Consider the following 15467-nt stretch of genomic DNA (forward strand, 5'->3'; position numbering starts at 1 on the left):
GGGCGCCAACCGCCAAGGACAGGGGCCGGTGGCCACCGGCCCCTGTCCTGCCCTCTCTTCTACCTCAGCGAGGGCTGCACTCCAGATACAAGGGCCTGCGGCCTCGACGCCGGAACCGGAGCCTGACGGCGTGGCGCGGCGGTGCCGCGCCCTCCCCTCACCCGGACATCCTGGCGGATGTCCGACCTCTCCCGCAAGCGGGAGAGGCAACGCTCTGTTCTGAACCGGATAGATCGTGGACACCCATCCGCGGCGAAGAGGTCAGGAGAAGAACCGCGCCGGGCGGAAGGTCGCCAATTCAGGGCGGACGGCACCGCGCAAGACCTCGTCGGCCACGGCGGCGCCGAGGAAGGCGGCCAGGGTGACGCCGCTGTGGGTCACCGCGGCGTAGTAGCCCTCGACCTGCGGCAGCGGGCCGACGGCGGAGTAGCCGTCCCTCGGGATGGCGCGGATGCCGAGGCGCACCGCCTCCGGCTCCACCGGTCCCATCGCCGGCAGGATCGCGCGGGCGCGCCGGAGCAGCTCGCGCAACTCCGGCAGGTCGACGCTGGGGCGCGGCGCCGTCGCCGGGTCGAACTCGTCGTCGTTGCGGCAGACCAGCAGGCGCCCGGCGCCGTCGGGCCGGATGTCGCAGCCCGGCGCCTTCAGCAGCCGTTCGAGCCCGACCGCGACCGGCGGGGTGAAGGCCAGCAGGCCCGCGGTCGGTGCCAGCGGGATGCGCAGCGCCGGGTCGAGGTCGGCATCGTCAGCCCAACGGCCGGTGCAGTTGACCACCAGGTCGGCGCCCAGCGTCCGGCCGTCCGCCAGGGTCACACCGGTGACCCGGCTCGACCGCAGTTCCACCCGCGTCACCCGGGCGCCGATCTCGACCCGCGCGCCGAGGCGCCGGGCGGCGGCGAGCATGGCCTGGGCATAGACCACCGGGTCGACCCAGCCCTCCTCCGGAAACCAGGCGACCGGCGCGTCGCCCACCGCCGCCGGGTCGATGTCGGGCGCCAGCTCACGCAACTGCGCGGCGGAGATCCATTCGGCGGCATAGCCCCAGTCGCGCAACCGGTCGAATCGCCGGCGCTGCTCCTCGCGTTCCGCCTCGCCGGTCCATTCCAGGCTGCCGTTCAAATGCAGCCAGGGCGTGGCCGGGAATTCCTCGCGCAGCGCCGCATGCGCCTTCATCCCGGCGACGTTCAGGTCGTGATAGGCCCGCGGCGTCTTCCCATGGGAGTTGACCCAGGCGAAGCTGGTGCCGGAGGTGCCGGCGCCGATCCGCGTCGCCTCCAGCACCGTGACCGACGCCCCGCCTTGCGCCAGGCGGTATGCCACCGAAGCGCCGATGACGCCTGCGCCGATCACGATGATGGAAGCCATTCCGATCAACCTTCAAAATGCACAAATGTAGGTTGGGTTCGCGTCAGCGAACCCAACAACGGTTCCGCCGGTGCGATGTTGGGTTCGCAAGCGCGAACCCAACCTACAGGAGTCAGTTCTTCTTCACGTCCTCGAGATAGAACCGGCCGAGCGGGGTCTGGCCGAAGCCCTCGATACTCTTGCGGGAAACGGTCAGGTACGGGCTGTAATACAGGTCGATCCAGTGGGCGTCGGCCTTGGCCATCTTCTGCAGGTCGACATACATCGCCTCGCGCTTGGCCGGGTCGGTCTCGACCCGGGCCTTGGCCACCAGCGCCACCACCGCGTCGTTCTTGTAGCGGGTGTAGTAGTTCAGGTTGGCATCGTAGCCGAGCACGAAGGTGGTCTTCTGGTCCGGGTCGATGATGTCGTTGGTCCAGTAGTTCATCGCCAGGTCGTAGTCGCCGGCCACCTCCATGTCCCAGGTCTGGCTCGGGTCGACCTTCTGCAGGTTGACGGTGATGCCGACCTTGGCCAGCTGCTGCTGGATCAGCACCGACACCTGCTCGTCCACCGTATCGCCGGTCTGCACCAGATAGGTCAGCGCGATCGGGCCGGCGCCGGCCTTGGCCAGCAGCTCCTTCGCCTTCTCCGGATCATAGGGCCGGGCGCCGTTGTCGTCGGTGTGGTACAGCGCACCCTTCGGGATGTAGGAGTTCGCGACCGTGCCGATGCCGAAGGTGACGGTGTCGACGATCACCTTCTTGTCGATGGCGTAGTCGATCGCCTCGCGCACCTCCAGCTTGTCCAGCGGCGGGTGCGAATGGTTGATCAGCAGGTGGTCCTCGCGGGTCGAGGAGTCCTTGTGCATCGTCAGGTTCGGGTCCTTCTCCAGCTCCGCCACCTTGGCGAAGGGCACGAAGATGGCGGTGTCGAGCTCGCCCGCCTGGACCTTCAGCATCCGGGTGTTGTCGTCGGGGACCGAGATCCATTCGACGCCGTCGAGGCTGACCTGGTCGGCCTGCCAGAAGTTCGGGTTCTTCTTCAGCACCACCTTGTTGCCGCGGCTCCATTCCTCCATGGTGAAGGCGCCCGAGCCGATCGGCTTCTCGGCGAAGGCGTCCTCGCCCATCGCGGTCACGACCTTCTGCGGCAGCACCGCGACGCCCGGTAGGGCCAGGCTGGCCAGGAACGGCGTCGCCGGCTGGTTCAGCGTGATCACCAGCGTGCGGTCGTCCTTGGCCTCGGCAGTCTTGATCACCTTGTAGTTGTCGGCGATCAGCGATCCCGGATTGTCCCGCGCCCGCAGCAGCGAGAAGGCGGCGTCGGCGGCGGTCACCGGGCTGCCGTCGGAGAATTTCGCGTCGCGCAGCTTCAGCGTGTAGACCACGCCGTCGTCGGAGACGGTCCAGCTTTCGGCGAGGCCGGGGACCAGCTTGGTGCCGTCCTTGCTGACCCGGATCAGCACGTCATAGACGTTCGAGAACACCCAGTAGTCGACATTCTGCGAGGTCTTGATCGGGTCGAAGGTGGTGCCGTCCTCGCGCCGGCCGATGGTCAGCACGCCCGCCGCCTCGGCCGCGGCGCCGCCGGCGACCAGCGCCGCCAGGAACGCCGCCGTGGCGATGCCGAGATGTTTCCGTGTCATCGTGAGCCTCCGGTGTTGCCCCGTCTCAGTGTGCGGGGATTGCAGGATAGAGATGGCAGGCGGTGAAGCGCCCGTCGACCGGGCGCAGCGCCGGCGCCGCCCCGGCCCGGCATTCCGCCAGGGCGAAGGGGCAGCGCGGATGGAAGGCGCAGCCCGCCGGCAGGTCGAGCGGGCTCGGCGGCTCGCCGGCCAAGAGGTCCACGGGCAGCATGCGGTCTGGGTCGATCTCGGGAATCGCGCGGACCAGCGCCTGGGTGTAGGGGTGCTTCGGCGCCGCGAACACCGTCTCCGCCGCGCCCTCCTCCACGATCCGGCCGAGATACATCACCGCCACCCGGTCGCACAGCCGCCGGACCACGGCGAGGTCGTGGGCGATGAAGATCAGGGCCAGGTTCATCCGGGCCTTCAGCTCGATCAGCAGGTTGATGATCTGGGCCTGGATCGAGACATCGAGCGCGGCGACGCATTCATCGGCGATGATCAGCTTCGGCTCGACCGCCAAAGCGCGGGCGATGCCGACGCGCTGGCACTGGCCGCCGGACAGCTCGGCCGGGCGGCGGGCCGCATGCTCAGGCCGGAGGCCGACCAGGGTCAGCAGCTCCGCCACCCGCGCCGGGACGCGGTCGCGCGGCACCTTGCGGTGGACCCGCAGCACCTCGGCGATCGCCTCGCCCACCGCCATGCGCGGGTTCAGCGCGCCATACGGGTCCTGGAAGATCATCGCCGTCTCGCGGCGCAGCCGGCCGTCGCGGCCGCCCGAGGCGACGTCGGCGCCGCCGAATCGGATGCTGCCGCCGGTGATCTCGCCCAGCCGCAGGATGGCGCGGCCCAGCGTGCTCTTGCCGCAGCCGGATTCGCCGACCAGCCCCAGCGCCTCGCCCGGCGCCAGGGTGAAGGAGACGCCGTTGACCGCCCGCACCAGCCGCGGCGCGTGCCCCGGCAGCGGCAGGCCGCCGGCGCGGAAATGGACCTCGAGGTCCTGGACGTCGAGCAGAGTCATGCCGCATCCCCCAGCGCCCGGTGGCAGGCCGCCATGTGGCCCGGCTCCGGCCAGGACGGGTCCGGCCGCGCCGACGTGCAGCGGTCGAAGGCGCGGTCGCAGCGCGGGTGGAAGCGGCAGCCGCTGGGCAGGTCGGCCAGGGCCGGCGGCTGGCCGGGGATGAAGGGCAGCAGGCCGGCGCTGCCTCCGTGGGACGGCTGGCAGGCGATCAGCCGCGCCGTATAGGGGTGGCGCGGCGCCGCCAGCACCGCCCGCTTGGCCCCCGCCTCGCACAGCGTGCCGCCATACATCACGGCGATGCGGTCGCAGCTCTGCGCCACCACGCCGAGATCGTGGGTGATCAGGATGATGGCGAGGCCGCGCCGGTCGCGCAGATCCAGCAGCAGCCGCAGGATCTGCGCCTGCACGGTGACGTCCAGCGCGGTGGTCGGCTCGTCCGCGATCAGCACCTCCGGGTCGCAGGCCAGCGCCGTGGCGATCATCGCCCGCTGCCGCATGCCGCCGGAGAATTCATGCGGGTAGCCTCCCGCCCGCCGCTCCGGATCCGGGATGCCGACCTGGCGCAGCAGGTCGATCGCGGCGGCCCAGGCCTCGCGCTTCGAGGCGCCGCGGTGCAGCCGGATGCCCTCGGCGATCTGGTCGCCGATCCGCATCACCGGGTCGAGATGGCTGGACGGGTTCTGGAAGATCATGCCGATCTCGCGCCCGCGCACCCGGCGCATCGCCTCCGGCTCCAGCGCCGCCAGGTCGCGGCCCTTGAGCCACACCGACCCGCCGGCGATCCGAAGGCCGCCGGGCAGAAGGCCGATCAGCGCCCGGCAGGTGACGCTCTTGCCCGATCCGCTCTCGCCCACCAGCCCCATCACCTGCCCCGCCTCCAGCGCGAAGGAGACGCGGTCGACGATGGTCGTCTCCTCCCCCGCCCGGGTCAGGGCCACCGACAGGTCGCGCACCTCCAGGAGCGGCGCGGTCATTCCTTCACCCCGAGCCATTCGCCGAGGCCGTCGCCGAGCAGGCTGAAGCCGAGCGCGATCACCGCCAGCGCCACGCCCGGGAAGGCGGCGATCCACCAGGCGCGGATGATGAAGTTCTGGCTTTCCGCCACCATCAGTCCCCATTCCGCGGTCGGCGGCTGCACCCCGAGGCCGAGATAGCTGATCGAGGCGCCGAGCAGCGTGGTCAGCACCACGTCCGACATCGAGAACACGATCGAGCTGACCAAGGCGTTCGGCAGGATGTGCCGGGCCATGATGCGGAGATGACCATAGCCCAGGCTGCGCGCGGCGGTGACGAAGTCGCTGGCCTTCAGCACCAGCACCTGGGCCCGGACCAGCCGGGCGTAGGACACCCAGCCGACCAGGGCCATGGCGATGAAGAAGCTGCCCAGGCCAGGGCCGAGGATGGCCATGATCGCCAGCATCAGCACCAGGAAGGGAAAGGCGATGACGATATCGACGACCCGCATCACCACGACATCGACCCAGCCGCCGAAATAACCGGAGACGCAGCCGATGGCGGTGCCGACGACGAAGGGGAACAGCACGCCGAACACGCCCATCATCAGGTCGATCCGGGTGCCCCAGATCAGCCGGGACAGCACGTCGCGGCCGAAGTTGTCGGTGCCCAGCCAGTGTCCCGGCCCGGGCGGCAGCAGCGCGTTCGCGGTGTCCTGCGCGATCGGGTCGTAGGGCGCGATCACGGGCGCGAACAGAGCCGTCAGCACGAAGAAGCCGACGATGCCGGCGCCCCACCACAGCGCGCCCGGCACCCGCGGCAGCTTGAGCCTGAAGCGCAGCCGGGCGGCGGGCGTGCCGGCGACGGCGCTCACAGCTTCACCCGCGGGTCGAGGGCGACGGTCAGGATGTCGGCCAGGAAGTTCACGGTGACGCTGGCGACGGCGAAGGCCATGGCCACGCCCTGCACCACCATGTAGTCGCGGGTGAAGATGCCGCGCACCAGCAGCTGGCCCATGCCGGGGATCGAGAACACGTTCTCGATGATCACGGTGCCGCCGATCAGCCAGCCGATGTTGACCGCCAGGAGGTTGATGGTCGGCACGATGGCGTTGGGCACGACATGGCGCCAGAACACCATGGCCTCGGGCAGGCCCCGCGCCCGCGCCGCGGTGGCCTGGTCGGAGCGCAGCTCGGCGATCATCGCGGTCCTGAGCGTCCGGGTCAGCACCGCCGACAGGGCCAGGGCGATGGTCAGCCAGGGCAGCACCAGATGGTGCAGCCGGTCTGCCCAGTCGTCGCCATAGCCCGCCACCGGGAACAGGCCCAGCGTCACGCTGAACAGGATGATCAGCATGATCCCCAGCCAGAACGGCGGCAGGCCGAGGCCGGTGGTGGAGACGATGCGGATCGCGTGGTCGGCCAGCCGGCCGCGGCGGCGCGCGGCGATGGCGGCGAAGGGCACGGCGATCAGCAGCGACAGCAGGACGGCGCCGAACACCAGCAGCAGGGTCGGCTCGATCCGCTCGGCGATCAGGCGCAGCACCGGGACCTTGTACAGGATCGACCGGCCCATCTCGCCCTGCGACAGGTTCTGCAGGAACAGGCCGTATTGCGTCCACAGCGGCTCGTCCAGCCCGAACTGGGCGCGGATCCGGGCGACCGCGTCCGGCGTCGCCTTGGTGCCCAGCAGCACCCGCACCGGGTCGCCCGGGATCGAGCGGATCAGCACGAAGGTGATGACGCTGATGCCGAACAGCACCGGGATCAGCTGCAGCGGTCGGGTCAGGACGAAGCGGAAGCGGTGCATCGACGGTCAGCCTCTTCCCGCATTCAGGCGAGGCCGGCCCTTCCCCTCACCCTCCCGCCGAGAAGCCACGGCATTCGCACATCGGCCTGAGACACCGGCGGTGAGCACCCGAGCAAATTGCCTCTCCCGCTTGCGGGAGAGGTCGGACATCCGAAGGATGTCCGGGTGAGGGGATAGCGGCCTCGCCGAAAGCACAGCTTTACCGCGGGCGAGCACATGATCCGCCCGGTCCTGAAACGCTGATCCTGGCGTCGAAGCCGAGCCGCCCTCACCCGGTCTCGCTGCGCGAGCCCGACCTCTCCCGCAAGCGGGAGAGGCAACGAACGGGGCCCATCCGCCATGCGGACAATCCGGCATCAGGCGCCCCGGTGCTGTTCAAGGAAGTCCAGCAGCACAGGATAATACGCGTGCGGCTCCTCGTAGAACGGCATGTGGCTGGAGTTCGGGAAGACGTGCAGCCGGGCGTTCGGCAGCGCCAGCTTCATGCGCAGCGCGCAGGCCGGCGTCAGCTCGTCATGCTCGCCGCAGGTGATCAGCACCGGCACGGTGATCCGGCGCATGTCCGGCAGCCGGTTCCAGTCCTTCAGATTGCCGGTGTAGAGGAACTCGTTCGGGCCCTGGATGGTGCCGTAGGGCCCCATGTTCCAGTCGTCCAGCGACCGCTTGACCGGCGCCGGCCAGTGGTCCAGCCGGCAGACATGGCGGTGGTTCAGGATGGTGATCGCCGCCTGGTACACGGGGTGGTCCAGCGTGCCCTCGGCCTCGTGCCGCTGCATCATCGCCACGGTCTCGGGGCCGAGCGCAGCGCGCAGCCGCTCCAGCTCGCCGATCAGATGCGGGATGTCGGCGGCCGTATCCTCCAGGATCACGGTTTTCAGCGCCTCGGGATGGGTCAGCGCGTATTCGACGCTGAGCCAGCCGCCCCAGGAATGGCCCAGCAGATGCACCCGGCCGAGCCCGAGCGCCTGGCGCACCGTCTCCACCTCCTCGACATAGCGGGTGATGGTCCACAGCGACGGATCGGTCGGCCGGTCCGACGCGCCGGTGCCGAGCTGGTCGAAGGCGACGACGCGGTAGCCCTGGTCGATCAGGCAGGAATGGGCGTCGCGCAGATAGTCGCAGGGCAGCCCCGGGCCGCCGTTGAGGCACAGCACCGTCTCCGGCCCCGAACCGAAGCTGTAGGCCACGATCCTGTGGCCATCCACACGAATCTCGTCCCGCCGATCCGGCGCGATCTCCCGCCACATCCTGCCATCCCCGTCATGATCTTTTTTGCGTCGCGAGACGCTAGACTGATCGGACAAATCAGACAAGCCAGCCGACGGGGAAAGATCATAACCGGAGGTTGCGCCGTCGATATCTGGGAGAGACCGGGTCCGTCACGCCTTGCCGTACACCGGCACGACCGCGCCGCGGCTGACCCGGTTGGCCGGCGAGGCCAGGAACAGGATGGTCGCCGCCACCTCCTCCAGCTTCGGCCAGGCGGCGTGGTCGGCCTTGGGCATCGCGGCGCGGTTGGCCGGCGTGTCCATGATCGAGGGCGCCACGGCGTTCACCAGGATTCCCTGCCCCGCCACCTCCTGCGCCAGGGCCACGGTCAGCGCGGCCAGCGCCGCCTTCGACGCCGTGTAGGCGGTCATGCCGGCGCCCTGGCGCCATTCCAGCGCCGGCCGCGCCGCGACGTTGACGATGCGGCCGCCGCCCTGCCCGATCGTCTGCACCGCGGCGCGGCAGCACAGGAAGGAGGAGATGAGATTGGTATCCAGCTGCTGCTGCAGCATCGCCTTGTCGGTGTCGCCGACCGGCGCCATGGCGAAGCCGCCGGCGACATGGATCGAGGCCCAGAGCGACGGCAGTGCCGCATAGAACGCCGCGACCGCCGCCTCGTCGGTCAGGTCCGGTACCGGCGACAGCACCACCCGGTCGTGGCCGCGATGGGCAAAGCGGCGGGAATCCTTGATGTCGCGGACCGGGACATGGCAGGTGGCCCCGGCCTCGAGCAGCAGCCCGACCACCGCCGATCCGAGCGCGCCGGTGCCGCCGGTGACGACCACGTGACGATCGTGGAATTCCATGGGGCCTCCTCAGGTGGTACGACGGTCCTCCAGGATCATCGCCGCTGCCTTCTCGGCGATCATGATGGTGGGCGAGTTGGTGTTGCCCGAGGTGATGGTCGGCATGATCGAGGCATCGGCGATGCGCAGGCCCGCCAGGCCGCGCACCCGCAGCCGCTCGTCGACCACCGCCAGCGGATCCCGGCCCATCTTGCAGGTGCCGACCGGGTGGAAGATCGTGGTGGCGATGTCGCCCGCCGCCCGCATCAGCTCGGCCTCCTCCTGCAGCGTCGGGCCCGGCCGCACCTCCTCCGGCGCATAGCGGGCCAGGGCCGGCGCGGCGGCGATCCGCCGGGTCAGCCGGATGGCGTCGACCGCGACGCGGCGATCCGCCTCCTCCGACAGGTAGTTCGGGCGGATCGCCGGCGCCGCGGTCGGGTCCGGGCTCTTGATCCGGACCGAGCCGCGGCTGTGCGGCCGCAGGTTGCAGACCGAGGCGGTGAAGGCGGGGTAGCTGTGCAGCGGCTCGCCGAAGCGGTCCAGGCTGAGCGGCTGGACATGGTATTCGAGATTGGCCGTCTCCTGCGCCGGGTCGCTGCGGGCGAAGGCGCCGAGCTGGCTGGGCGCCATGCTGAGCGGGCCGCTGCGGAGCAGCGCGTATTCGAGGCCCATGCCGATGCGGCCGAGCAGGCGGTTGGCCCGCTCGTTCAGGGTCGGCACGCCCTCGACCTTGTAGACCAGGCGCAGCTGCAGGTGGTCCTGCAGGTTCTCGCCCACCCCCGGCAGGTCGTGCACCGGCTGCACGTCATGCGCGGCCAACAGGTCGGCCGGGCCGATGCCGGAATGCTGCAGGATGGCGGGGGAGCCGACGGCGCCGGCCGCCAGGACCACCTCGCCCGCCGCGGCATAGGCCTCGGTGCCGTCCGGCCGGCGGAACACCACGCCGGCGACGCGCTTGCCCTCGAGATGCAGCTTCAGCACCTGGGCATGGGTCTCGACCTTCAGGTTGGGCCGCTTCAGCGCCGGGTTGAGGAACCCTTTGGCCGTGGTCCAGCGGATGCCGCGGCGCTGGTTCACCTGGAAGTAGCCGCAGCCCTCGTTGTCGCCGGTGTTGAAGTCCTCGGTCGGCGGGATGCCGGTCTCGGCCGCGGCCTGGCGGAAGGCGTCGAGGATCGCCCAGGACAGGCGCTGCGGCTCGACCCGCCATTCCCCGCCGGCACCGTGGACGGCCGAGCGGCCCTGCCAATGATCCTCCGACCCGATGAAGTAGGGCAGCACGTCGTCCCAGCCCCAGCCGGCATTGCCGAGCTGGCGCCACTGGTCGTAGTCGCGCGCCTGACCGCGCATGTAGATCATGCCGTTGATGGCGGAGCAGCCGCCCAGCACCTTGCCGCGCGGATAGTTGATCGCCCGGCCGCCCAGCCCCGCCTCATGCTCGGTCTTGAAGCACCAGTCCAGGCGCGGATCGCCATGGGTGTAGAGATAGCCGACCGGGATGTGGACCCAGATGGTGCCGGGCTTGCCTCCGGCCTCCAGCAGCAGCACCGAGGCCTTGGGGTCGGCCGACAGCCGGTTGGCCAGCACGCAGCCGGCCGAGCCGGCCCCGACGATGACGGTATCGAACGTTCCGATCGTCCGCGTCATCGGCCCGCCGTCTTCTTCAGCACCATTCCTGTCCCCGATCCGCCCCGGTTCTTGGTTGTCGATGCCGATCTTCCTACAAGGCCGCCGGTCATACAATGAGCCCGCGACCCCGGCGACGCTCGACGGGGCGGGCGCCCCGCGCTAACCATTCGCAGTCAGATCCTCGAGAGAGCACCGGCCATGGCCAGCGACGTCGAAACCGTGACCGCCACCCCGGACTCGCCGCCGCGGCAGCGCATGGCGGCGCATCTGGCGGCGATCGGCCGCGGCCCCGGCCGGTCGCGGCCGCTGACCGAGGCCGAGGCCGAGGACGCCTTCGCCATCATCCTGTCCGGCGAGGCCGACCCGATGCAGGTCGGCGCCTTCCTGCTGCTGGAGCGCTATCGCGGCGAGACGGCGGCGGAGCTGGCCGGCATGATCCGCGCCGGCCGTGCCGTGGTCGGCGCGGCCCCGGCGACCCGGCCGGCGCTCGACTGGCCGTCCTACGCCGCCGGCAAGACCCGCGGCGCGCCCTGGTTCCTGCTGTCGGCCCTGCTGGTCGCGCGCGCCGGCCATCCGGTGCTGATGCACGGCATCAATGTCCGCGTCACCGAGGGCATCGAGACCGAGGATGCGGTACGGGCGCTGGGCCTGCCGGTGCCCGAGACCCCGGCCGAGGCGGCGCGGATTCTCGACGCGACCCGCTTCGCCTATCTGCCGCTGCGCGCGGTCAGCCGCACCCTGACCGAGCTGATGGAGCTGCGGCCGGTGCTGGGCCTGCGCAGCCCGGTCAACTCCGCTGCCCGCCTGCTCAACCCCTTCGAGGCCAAGGCCAGCTTCGTCGGCGTGTTCCACCCGGCCTATCAGGACCTGCACCGCGACACCGCGCGCCTGCTGGGCCAGAGCGACCTGTGCGTGGTCAAGGGCGCCGGCGGCGAGGCCGAGCGCACGCCGCTCAAGGCGCTGTCGCTGCAGCGCCTGGTGGCCGGCGAGGCGCTGGACGAGACGGTGCCGCCGATCGTCGGTGAAGGCCGCGGCGAGCGGTTGGCGCGTAGCGACCTCGGGCATTTCCGCGCCGTCTGGACCGGCACAGCCGATGATCCCGCGGCCGAGGCGACGGTGGTCGGTACCGCCGCGGTGGCTCTGGCGGTGATCGCCGGGGACAGCGGCGAGGCCGCCCATGCCCGGCACCTGGAGCGGGCGGCGGCGCTGTGGCGGGAGCGGAACGGCTAACCCGCCCGCCCCGCCTTATACGCATCGATCGCGCCGGTGATCAGCCGGTGGTCGTCCTCGTGCAGCAGGCCGGAGACGCCGATGAACCCGACCACCTGGGCGCCGATGCGGATCGGGAAGCCGCCGCCATGGTCGATCATCGGCGTGCGCACCGATGGGCTCTCGGCCAGGGTCCGGCCGCGCGCCTTGAGTCGGTGGTGCAGCCACAGCGAGCTGTGGCCGAACTGGCGGACCGCGGCGGATTTGAGGTCGAGCCAGACCTGGTTGTCGGCCGCGGTGCCGTCGAGCGCGGCGGCGAACAGCACCCGGTCGCCGACCTGGATGCGGATCGCGACCGGCGCCGGCGCTGTCTCGACCAGCGTCCGGCCGATCGCCCAGGCCTCGGCGAAGTCGAAGCGGTCGAAGGCCAGCCGCGCCTCCTCGGCCTCCAGCTCGGCGGTGCGGGCGGCATGATCGGTCATCGGTCCCTCCTCGACTCTCCGAGGCCGATCCTGCCACAGCCTCGCCGGCGATGCGCCATGGCTGCGCCGTCAGTCCCCGTCGCGCAACGTGATCGAGCCGTCGTTGAGCCGGCAGCGCAGCGTGGTCGCCGGCCCGACCGGCTCGTAGGTCGACGGGTTCAGGTGCTTCAGGCTGAGCTCGGCGGTGCTGTCCGGAAAGATGCGCAGCCGGATGTACTCCAGCGACATCGCGCCGTCCGCCGCCTCGAAGGCGTGGGTCTCGGAGGTGGCGATGAACTGCGGCGTCAGGTTGAAGGTGGTGAAGGTCGGCACCGCGACCACCGGCGGGCCGCCGGCGCCGGACGGGTCGAGGCATTTGGCGAGGTCGATCACCACGCTCGGCTTGTCGCCCTCGCGCAGCTCGCGGTCGAGCTTGGCGTAGTCCCAGCCGGCCCGGGCCGGAGCCGCGGCGGCGAGCAGGACGAGCAACGCCGCGGCCGAGGCGCGGCGGAACGGACGATGGGTCATCGGCAGCGGGTCCTTCCGGTGGATGCGGCGGCCGGAGATCCGGCCATGGGACGGCGATCCTACCCGATTCGCGCCCCCCATTCGCACCGATGACGCGCCGCGGAGGAAGCGGGCGGCCGGGCATCGGGCCCGGCCGCCCGGTCGCGTCAGGCGTCCTTGTCGGGATCGATCGGTCCGAGCTCGATGACGACATCGGTCGGCTCGGGCTCGTGCGGCGCCAGCGTCGTCCGCTCCGCATCCGCCCAGCTGGCCAGCTTGATCACCTGTCCCGCCGGGGCGCCGGCCGGCGGGATCTCGACCGCCTCGAGGATGTAGAGGCCGTCGCCGTCGAGGAGGAAGGTGTGCTCCCCGAACATGGTGCTGAGCTGGGGCATGGCCGGATGGTTTTCGGGCAGGGCCTGGGCCCCGAACCGGGTCACCGTCCGGTCGACCAGCGCGGTGTTGAGCTTCATCGCATGCTCCTGTCGATGGGGCACGCCCCTCGGGGCGGCCTGTCGATCGGCTCGCGCCGGGGCCGCATGCCCCGGCGTGTCGCGGGACCTCCCACCGCGGGGTGGTGCGATATCGGCCGTCCGCACGACTTACCTAAGTGCTGCACGGCATCCTGCAACCCTGGCCGGCGGTTGTTATGATGGGCCGATGATCCGATCGACATGCGACGCCACGCCATGAAGCCGGAGGATCTCGACCGGCTGCCGCGCCATCTCGACCCGCGCCGCGATCCCTGGCGCCCGGCGATCCGGCCGCTGCCGCCGGATCGCGCGGTGGCGGCGATCGGCGACGTGCACGGCCAGGCCGACCTGCTGGAGGCGATGCACCGGCTGGTGGCGGATGAATTCTCGATTCTTCCCGCCGGCACCGGGCGCACGCTGATCCATCTCGGCGACCTGGTCGATCGCGGCCCGGAGAACCTGCGCGCCCTGGCCCTGGCGCGGCAGGGAATCGCGGGCGCCGAGGCGATCACCCTCCTGGGCAATCACGACGACCGCATGCTGGCGCTGCTGGACGGCGCCGCCGACCACGCCTCGCTGCAGTTCTGGCTGAGCTATGGCGGCGACCGGGTGCTGTCCGAATGCGGCATCACCGCGCTCGAAGGCGACTGGCGTGGCCGGGTGCGCGCGGCGATCGGGCCGGAGCTGCTGGGCTGGCTGCGCGGCTGCCCCGTCACCCACCGGATCGGCGACCTGCTGTTCGTCCATGCCGGGATCGACCCGGAGGTCGCGCTGGCGCAGCAGGACCGCCGCACCCTGCTGTGGATCCGCGACCCGTTCCTGGACTGGCCCGGCCCCTTCCCCGAGGGCGTCGCGGTGATCCACGGCCACACCCCGGCCGACCGGCTGGACCTGGACCATCCGCACCGCATCGACGTCGACACCGGCGCCTTCGCCACCGGCTGCCTGTCGGCGGTGCTGATCCACGGCGACCGGATGCGGGGCCTGCGGGTCTGGCGGCTTTAGAGCCCTTTTGGGAATGCGCTGGCGTGAGTCGGCTGGTGGTGGTTTCGAGAACCGGCGCGCAGCGGACGTTTGGGTCCGTGAGCACCGGAAGCGCAGAAACCGCCATCAGACGGCCGCGCCAGTAGCATTTCCAAAAGGGCTCTTAGCCCCGGTCCGGCTCCACCGTGAACAACTCCTGCGGCATGCGCACGCCGCGCAGGGCGTAGCGGCCGACGCAGACCAGGCCGGCCTCGGCCCCGCCCGCCGCCGCGGCGAAGGCGGAGGAGACCAGCATCGGCTGGTCCGCCGACCGGCACATCTCGGCGATCCGGCTGGTCTCGTTCACCGCCGGGCCGACCACGGTGAAGTCGAGCCGGTGGGCGCTGCCGATGTTGCCGAAGAACACCTCGCCGATATGCAGGCCGGCATACATCTCGGTCACAGGCTGGCCGGCCTCGGCGCGCTGGGGATTGAGCGTCGCGATCGTCGCCCGGGCGCCGCGCACCGCCTCCAGCGCCGCGCGGCAGGCCCGGGCGCGGGCCTCGGCCCCGCCATCCTCCGGCCGGAAGATCGCCAGCACGCCGTCGCCGATCAGCTTCAGCACGTCGCCGCCCGCCGCCTGCACCGCCGAGATCACGGCATCGGCGTAATCGTTCAGCAGCGGGATGATCTGCTCCGGCAGCGCCGTGTCGGTGATCCGGGTATAGCTGCGCAGGTCGCTGAACCACAGCACCGCGTCGATCCGGTCGGCGACGCCGCGGGCGATGCGGCCCGACCACACCAGGTTGCAGGCGTCGCGGCCGAGATAGGTCTCCAGCAGCGTGCTGGCCATGCGGGCCAGGGTGGCCGCCTTGATCGCCATCGCCAGGCCGGGCAGGACCTTGAGCAGCCCGGCGATCTCCTCGTCGCTGAAGCCGCCCGGCCGGTCGGTGGTCCAGGCCGAGAACAGCCCGTCCCAGTCGGCGATCGCGCCTTCGGCCTCGAAGCGGTTGAGGATGCCGAGATAGTCGGTCATCCCCTCCTCCGCCGCCGTGGCCACCGCGGCGAATTCGGCGCAGCTCTCCGGCGTCACCCGCCGGCGCATCCACTCCTCGCCGGTGTCGATCAGGTGGAAGAACGGGCTGGCGCGCCACTTCTCCTCGCGCTCGCCCGCGGTGGTGCGGCCATAGCCGGTGAAGCTGGCCTCCGGCTCGTCGCGGCGCCAGCGCACGGCATTGCCCTCATAGACCGGGTGCAGCGTGTCGATCACCAGAAGGCCGCTGGCGATCGGCAGGCCGGCGAACACGGCCCGGGCGCAGAACCCGGCCAGCAGCTCGGTCTCCGACAGGCCGATCAGCCCCGCCTCGGTGATCCAGGCGGACAGCGCGGTGAGCTTGGAGTCGTCCATCGATTCTCCCT

General features: G+C 71.0%; 15 protein-coding genes. 2 read left to right on the forward strand and 13 right to left on the reverse strand.

Going from position 1 to position 15467, the window contains the following annotated elements:
* Positions 1–261 precede the first annotated feature (261 nt).
* The 9 genes from ACFW16_RS12535 to ACFW16_RS12575 form a co-directional block, all read right to left on the reverse strand.
* Positions 262–1365 (reverse strand): NAD(P)/FAD-dependent oxidoreductase, encoded by a 1104-nt coding sequence (locus ACFW16_RS12535; protein WP_380305309.1) that lies wholly within the window; start codon positions 1363–1365, stop codon positions 262–264.
* A 112-nt stretch (positions 1366–1477) separates the two neighbouring features.
* Positions 1478–2992 (reverse strand): ABC transporter substrate-binding protein, encoded by a 1515-nt coding sequence (locus ACFW16_RS12540; RefSeq protein WP_380305311.1) that lies wholly within the window; start codon positions 2990–2992, stop codon positions 1478–1480.
* 25 nt (positions 2993–3017) lie between these two features.
* Entirely contained in the window at positions 3018–3992 is a 975-nt protein-coding gene (locus ACFW16_RS12545) for an ABC transporter ATP-binding protein (protein ID WP_380305313.1), read from the reverse strand.
* Positions 3989–4966: an ABC transporter ATP-binding protein gene (locus ACFW16_RS12550; RefSeq protein ID WP_380305315.1), complete on the reverse strand. Its 978-nt coding sequence runs from the start codon at positions 4964–4966 to the stop codon at positions 3989–3991. The genes ACFW16_RS12545 and ACFW16_RS12550 overlap by 4 nt, the downstream gene beginning before the upstream one ends.
* Positions 4963–5820, reverse strand: a complete 858-nt coding sequence (locus tag ACFW16_RS12555; RefSeq protein ID WP_380305317.1) for an ABC transporter permease — start codon at positions 5818–5820, stop codon at positions 4963–4965. Before ACFW16_RS12555 ends, ACFW16_RS12550 begins: the two co-directional genes overlap by 4 nt.
* Positions 5817–6755, reverse strand: a complete 939-nt coding sequence (locus tag ACFW16_RS12560; RefSeq protein ID WP_380305319.1) for an ABC transporter permease — start codon at positions 6753–6755, stop codon at positions 5817–5819. The genes ACFW16_RS12555 and ACFW16_RS12560 overlap by 4 nt, the downstream gene beginning before the upstream one ends.
* Before the next feature lie 356 nt (positions 6756–7111).
* Positions 7112–7960, reverse strand: coding sequence for a proline iminopeptidase-family hydrolase (locus ACFW16_RS12565; RefSeq protein WP_380305321.1), 849 nt, complete (start codon positions 7958–7960; stop codon positions 7112–7114).
* 174 nt (positions 7961–8134) lie between these two features.
* Complete coding sequence (locus tag ACFW16_RS12570; RefSeq protein WP_380305323.1) at positions 8135–8830, reverse strand: SDR family NAD(P)-dependent oxidoreductase; 696 nt, start codon at positions 8828–8830, stop codon at positions 8135–8137.
* A 9-nt stretch (positions 8831–8839) separates the two neighbouring features.
* Positions 8840–10453: a GMC family oxidoreductase gene (locus tag ACFW16_RS12575; RefSeq protein WP_380305325.1), complete on the reverse strand. Its 1614-nt coding sequence runs from the start codon at positions 10451–10453 to the stop codon at positions 8840–8842.
* A 180-nt stretch (positions 10454–10633) separates the two neighbouring features.
* On the opposite strand from ACFW16_RS12575, the gene ACFW16_RS12580 reads away from it, so the two are divergent.
* Positions 10634–11665: a glycosyl transferase family protein gene (locus ACFW16_RS12580; protein ID WP_380305327.1), complete on the forward strand. Its 1032-nt coding sequence runs from the start codon at positions 10634–10636 to the stop codon at positions 11663–11665.
* On the opposite strand, the gene ACFW16_RS12585 is transcribed toward ACFW16_RS12580, so the two are convergent.
* From ACFW16_RS12585 to ACFW16_RS12595, 3 genes are all read right to left on the reverse strand, one after another.
* Positions 11662–12126 carry a heme-binding protein gene (locus tag ACFW16_RS12585; protein WP_380305329.1) on the reverse strand — a complete coding sequence of 155 codons (465 nt, stop codon included), beginning with the start codon at positions 12124–12126 and terminating at the stop codon, positions 11662–11664. The two genes, ACFW16_RS12580 and ACFW16_RS12585, sit on opposite strands and share 4 nt — an antisense overlap.
* Positions 12127–12195: 69 nt before the next feature.
* Positions 12196–12633 carry a VirK family protein gene (locus ACFW16_RS12590; RefSeq protein ID WP_380305331.1) on the reverse strand — a complete coding sequence of 146 codons (438 nt, stop codon included), beginning with the start codon at positions 12631–12633 and terminating at the stop codon, positions 12196–12198.
* Between the two features lie 146 nt (positions 12634–12779).
* Complete coding sequence (locus tag ACFW16_RS12595) at positions 12780–13085, reverse strand: hypothetical protein (RefSeq protein WP_380305333.1); 306 nt, start codon at positions 13083–13085, stop codon at positions 12780–12782.
* A 201-nt stretch (positions 13086–13286) separates the two neighbouring features.
* Between ACFW16_RS12595 and ACFW16_RS12600 the strand changes: the two genes are divergently transcribed.
* Positions 13287–14090 carry a metallophosphoesterase gene (locus ACFW16_RS12600; protein ID WP_380305335.1) on the forward strand — a complete coding sequence of 268 codons (804 nt, stop codon included), beginning with the start codon at positions 13287–13289 and terminating at the stop codon, positions 14088–14090.
* Positions 14091–14232: 142 nt separating this feature from the next.
* Here the strand turns inward: ACFW16_RS12600 and ACFW16_RS12605 are convergent, their stop codons facing one another.
* On the reverse strand, positions 14233–15456 hold the full coding sequence (locus ACFW16_RS12605; protein WP_380305337.1) for an adenylate/guanylate cyclase domain-containing protein: 1224 nt from the start codon (positions 15454–15456) through the stop codon (positions 14233–14235).
* Positions 15457–15467: the final 11 nt, after the last annotated feature.

Origin of the sequence: Inquilinus sp. NPDC058860 (genome assembly GCF_042743185.1) — a bacterium.
Taxonomy (GTDB): domain Bacteria; phylum Pseudomonadota; class Alphaproteobacteria; order DSM-16000; family Inquilinaceae; genus Inquilinus.

Excerpts from the sequence above, each read along its gene's own strand:
- ACFW16_RS12535 (WP_380305309.1), bottom strand. The coding sequence starts at position 1,365 with ATGGCTTCCATCATCGTGATCGGCGCAGGCGTCATCGGCGCTTCGGTG.
- ACFW16_RS12570 (WP_380305323.1), bottom strand. The coding sequence starts at position 8,830 with ATGGAATTCCACGATCGTCACGTGGTCGTCACCGGCGGCACCGGCGCG.
- ACFW16_RS12575 (WP_380305325.1), bottom strand. The coding sequence starts at position 10,453 with ATGACGCGGACGATCGGAACGTTCGATACCGTCATCGTCGGGGCCGGC.
- ACFW16_RS12585 (WP_380305329.1), bottom strand. The coding sequence starts at position 12,126 with ATGACCGATCATGCCGCCCGCACCGCCGAGCTGGAGGCCGAGGAGGCG.
- ACFW16_RS12600 (WP_380305335.1), top strand. The coding sequence starts at position 13,287 with ATGCGACGCCACGCCATGAAGCCGGAGGATCTCGACCGGCTGCCGCGC.
- ACFW16_RS12595 (WP_380305333.1), bottom strand. The coding sequence starts at position 13,085 with ATGAAGCTCAACACCGCGCTGGTCGACCGGACGGTGACCCGGTTCGGG.
- ACFW16_RS12550 (WP_380305315.1), bottom strand. The coding sequence starts at position 4,966 with ATGACCGCGCCGCTCCTGGAGGTGCGCGACCTGTCGGTGGCCCTGACC.
- ACFW16_RS12560 (WP_380305319.1), bottom strand. The coding sequence starts at position 6,755 with ATGCACCGCTTCCGCTTCGTCCTGACCCGACCGCTGCAGCTGATCCCG.
- ACFW16_RS12545 (WP_380305313.1), bottom strand. The coding sequence starts at position 3,992 with ATGACTCTGCTCGACGTCCAGGACCTCGAGGTCCATTTCCGCGCCGGC.
- ACFW16_RS12605 (WP_380305337.1), bottom strand. The coding sequence starts at position 15,456 with ATGGACGACTCCAAGCTCACCGCGCTGTCCGCCTGGATCACCGAGGCG.
- ACFW16_RS12580 (WP_380305327.1), top strand. The coding sequence starts at position 10,634 with ATGGCCAGCGACGTCGAAACCGTGACCGCCACCCCGGACTCGCCGCCG.
- ACFW16_RS12590 (WP_380305331.1), bottom strand. The coding sequence starts at position 12,633 with ATGACCCATCGTCCGTTCCGCCGCGCCTCGGCCGCGGCGTTGCTCGTC.
- ACFW16_RS12540 (WP_380305311.1), bottom strand. The coding sequence starts at position 2,992 with ATGACACGGAAACATCTCGGCATCGCCACGGCGGCGTTCCTGGCGGCG.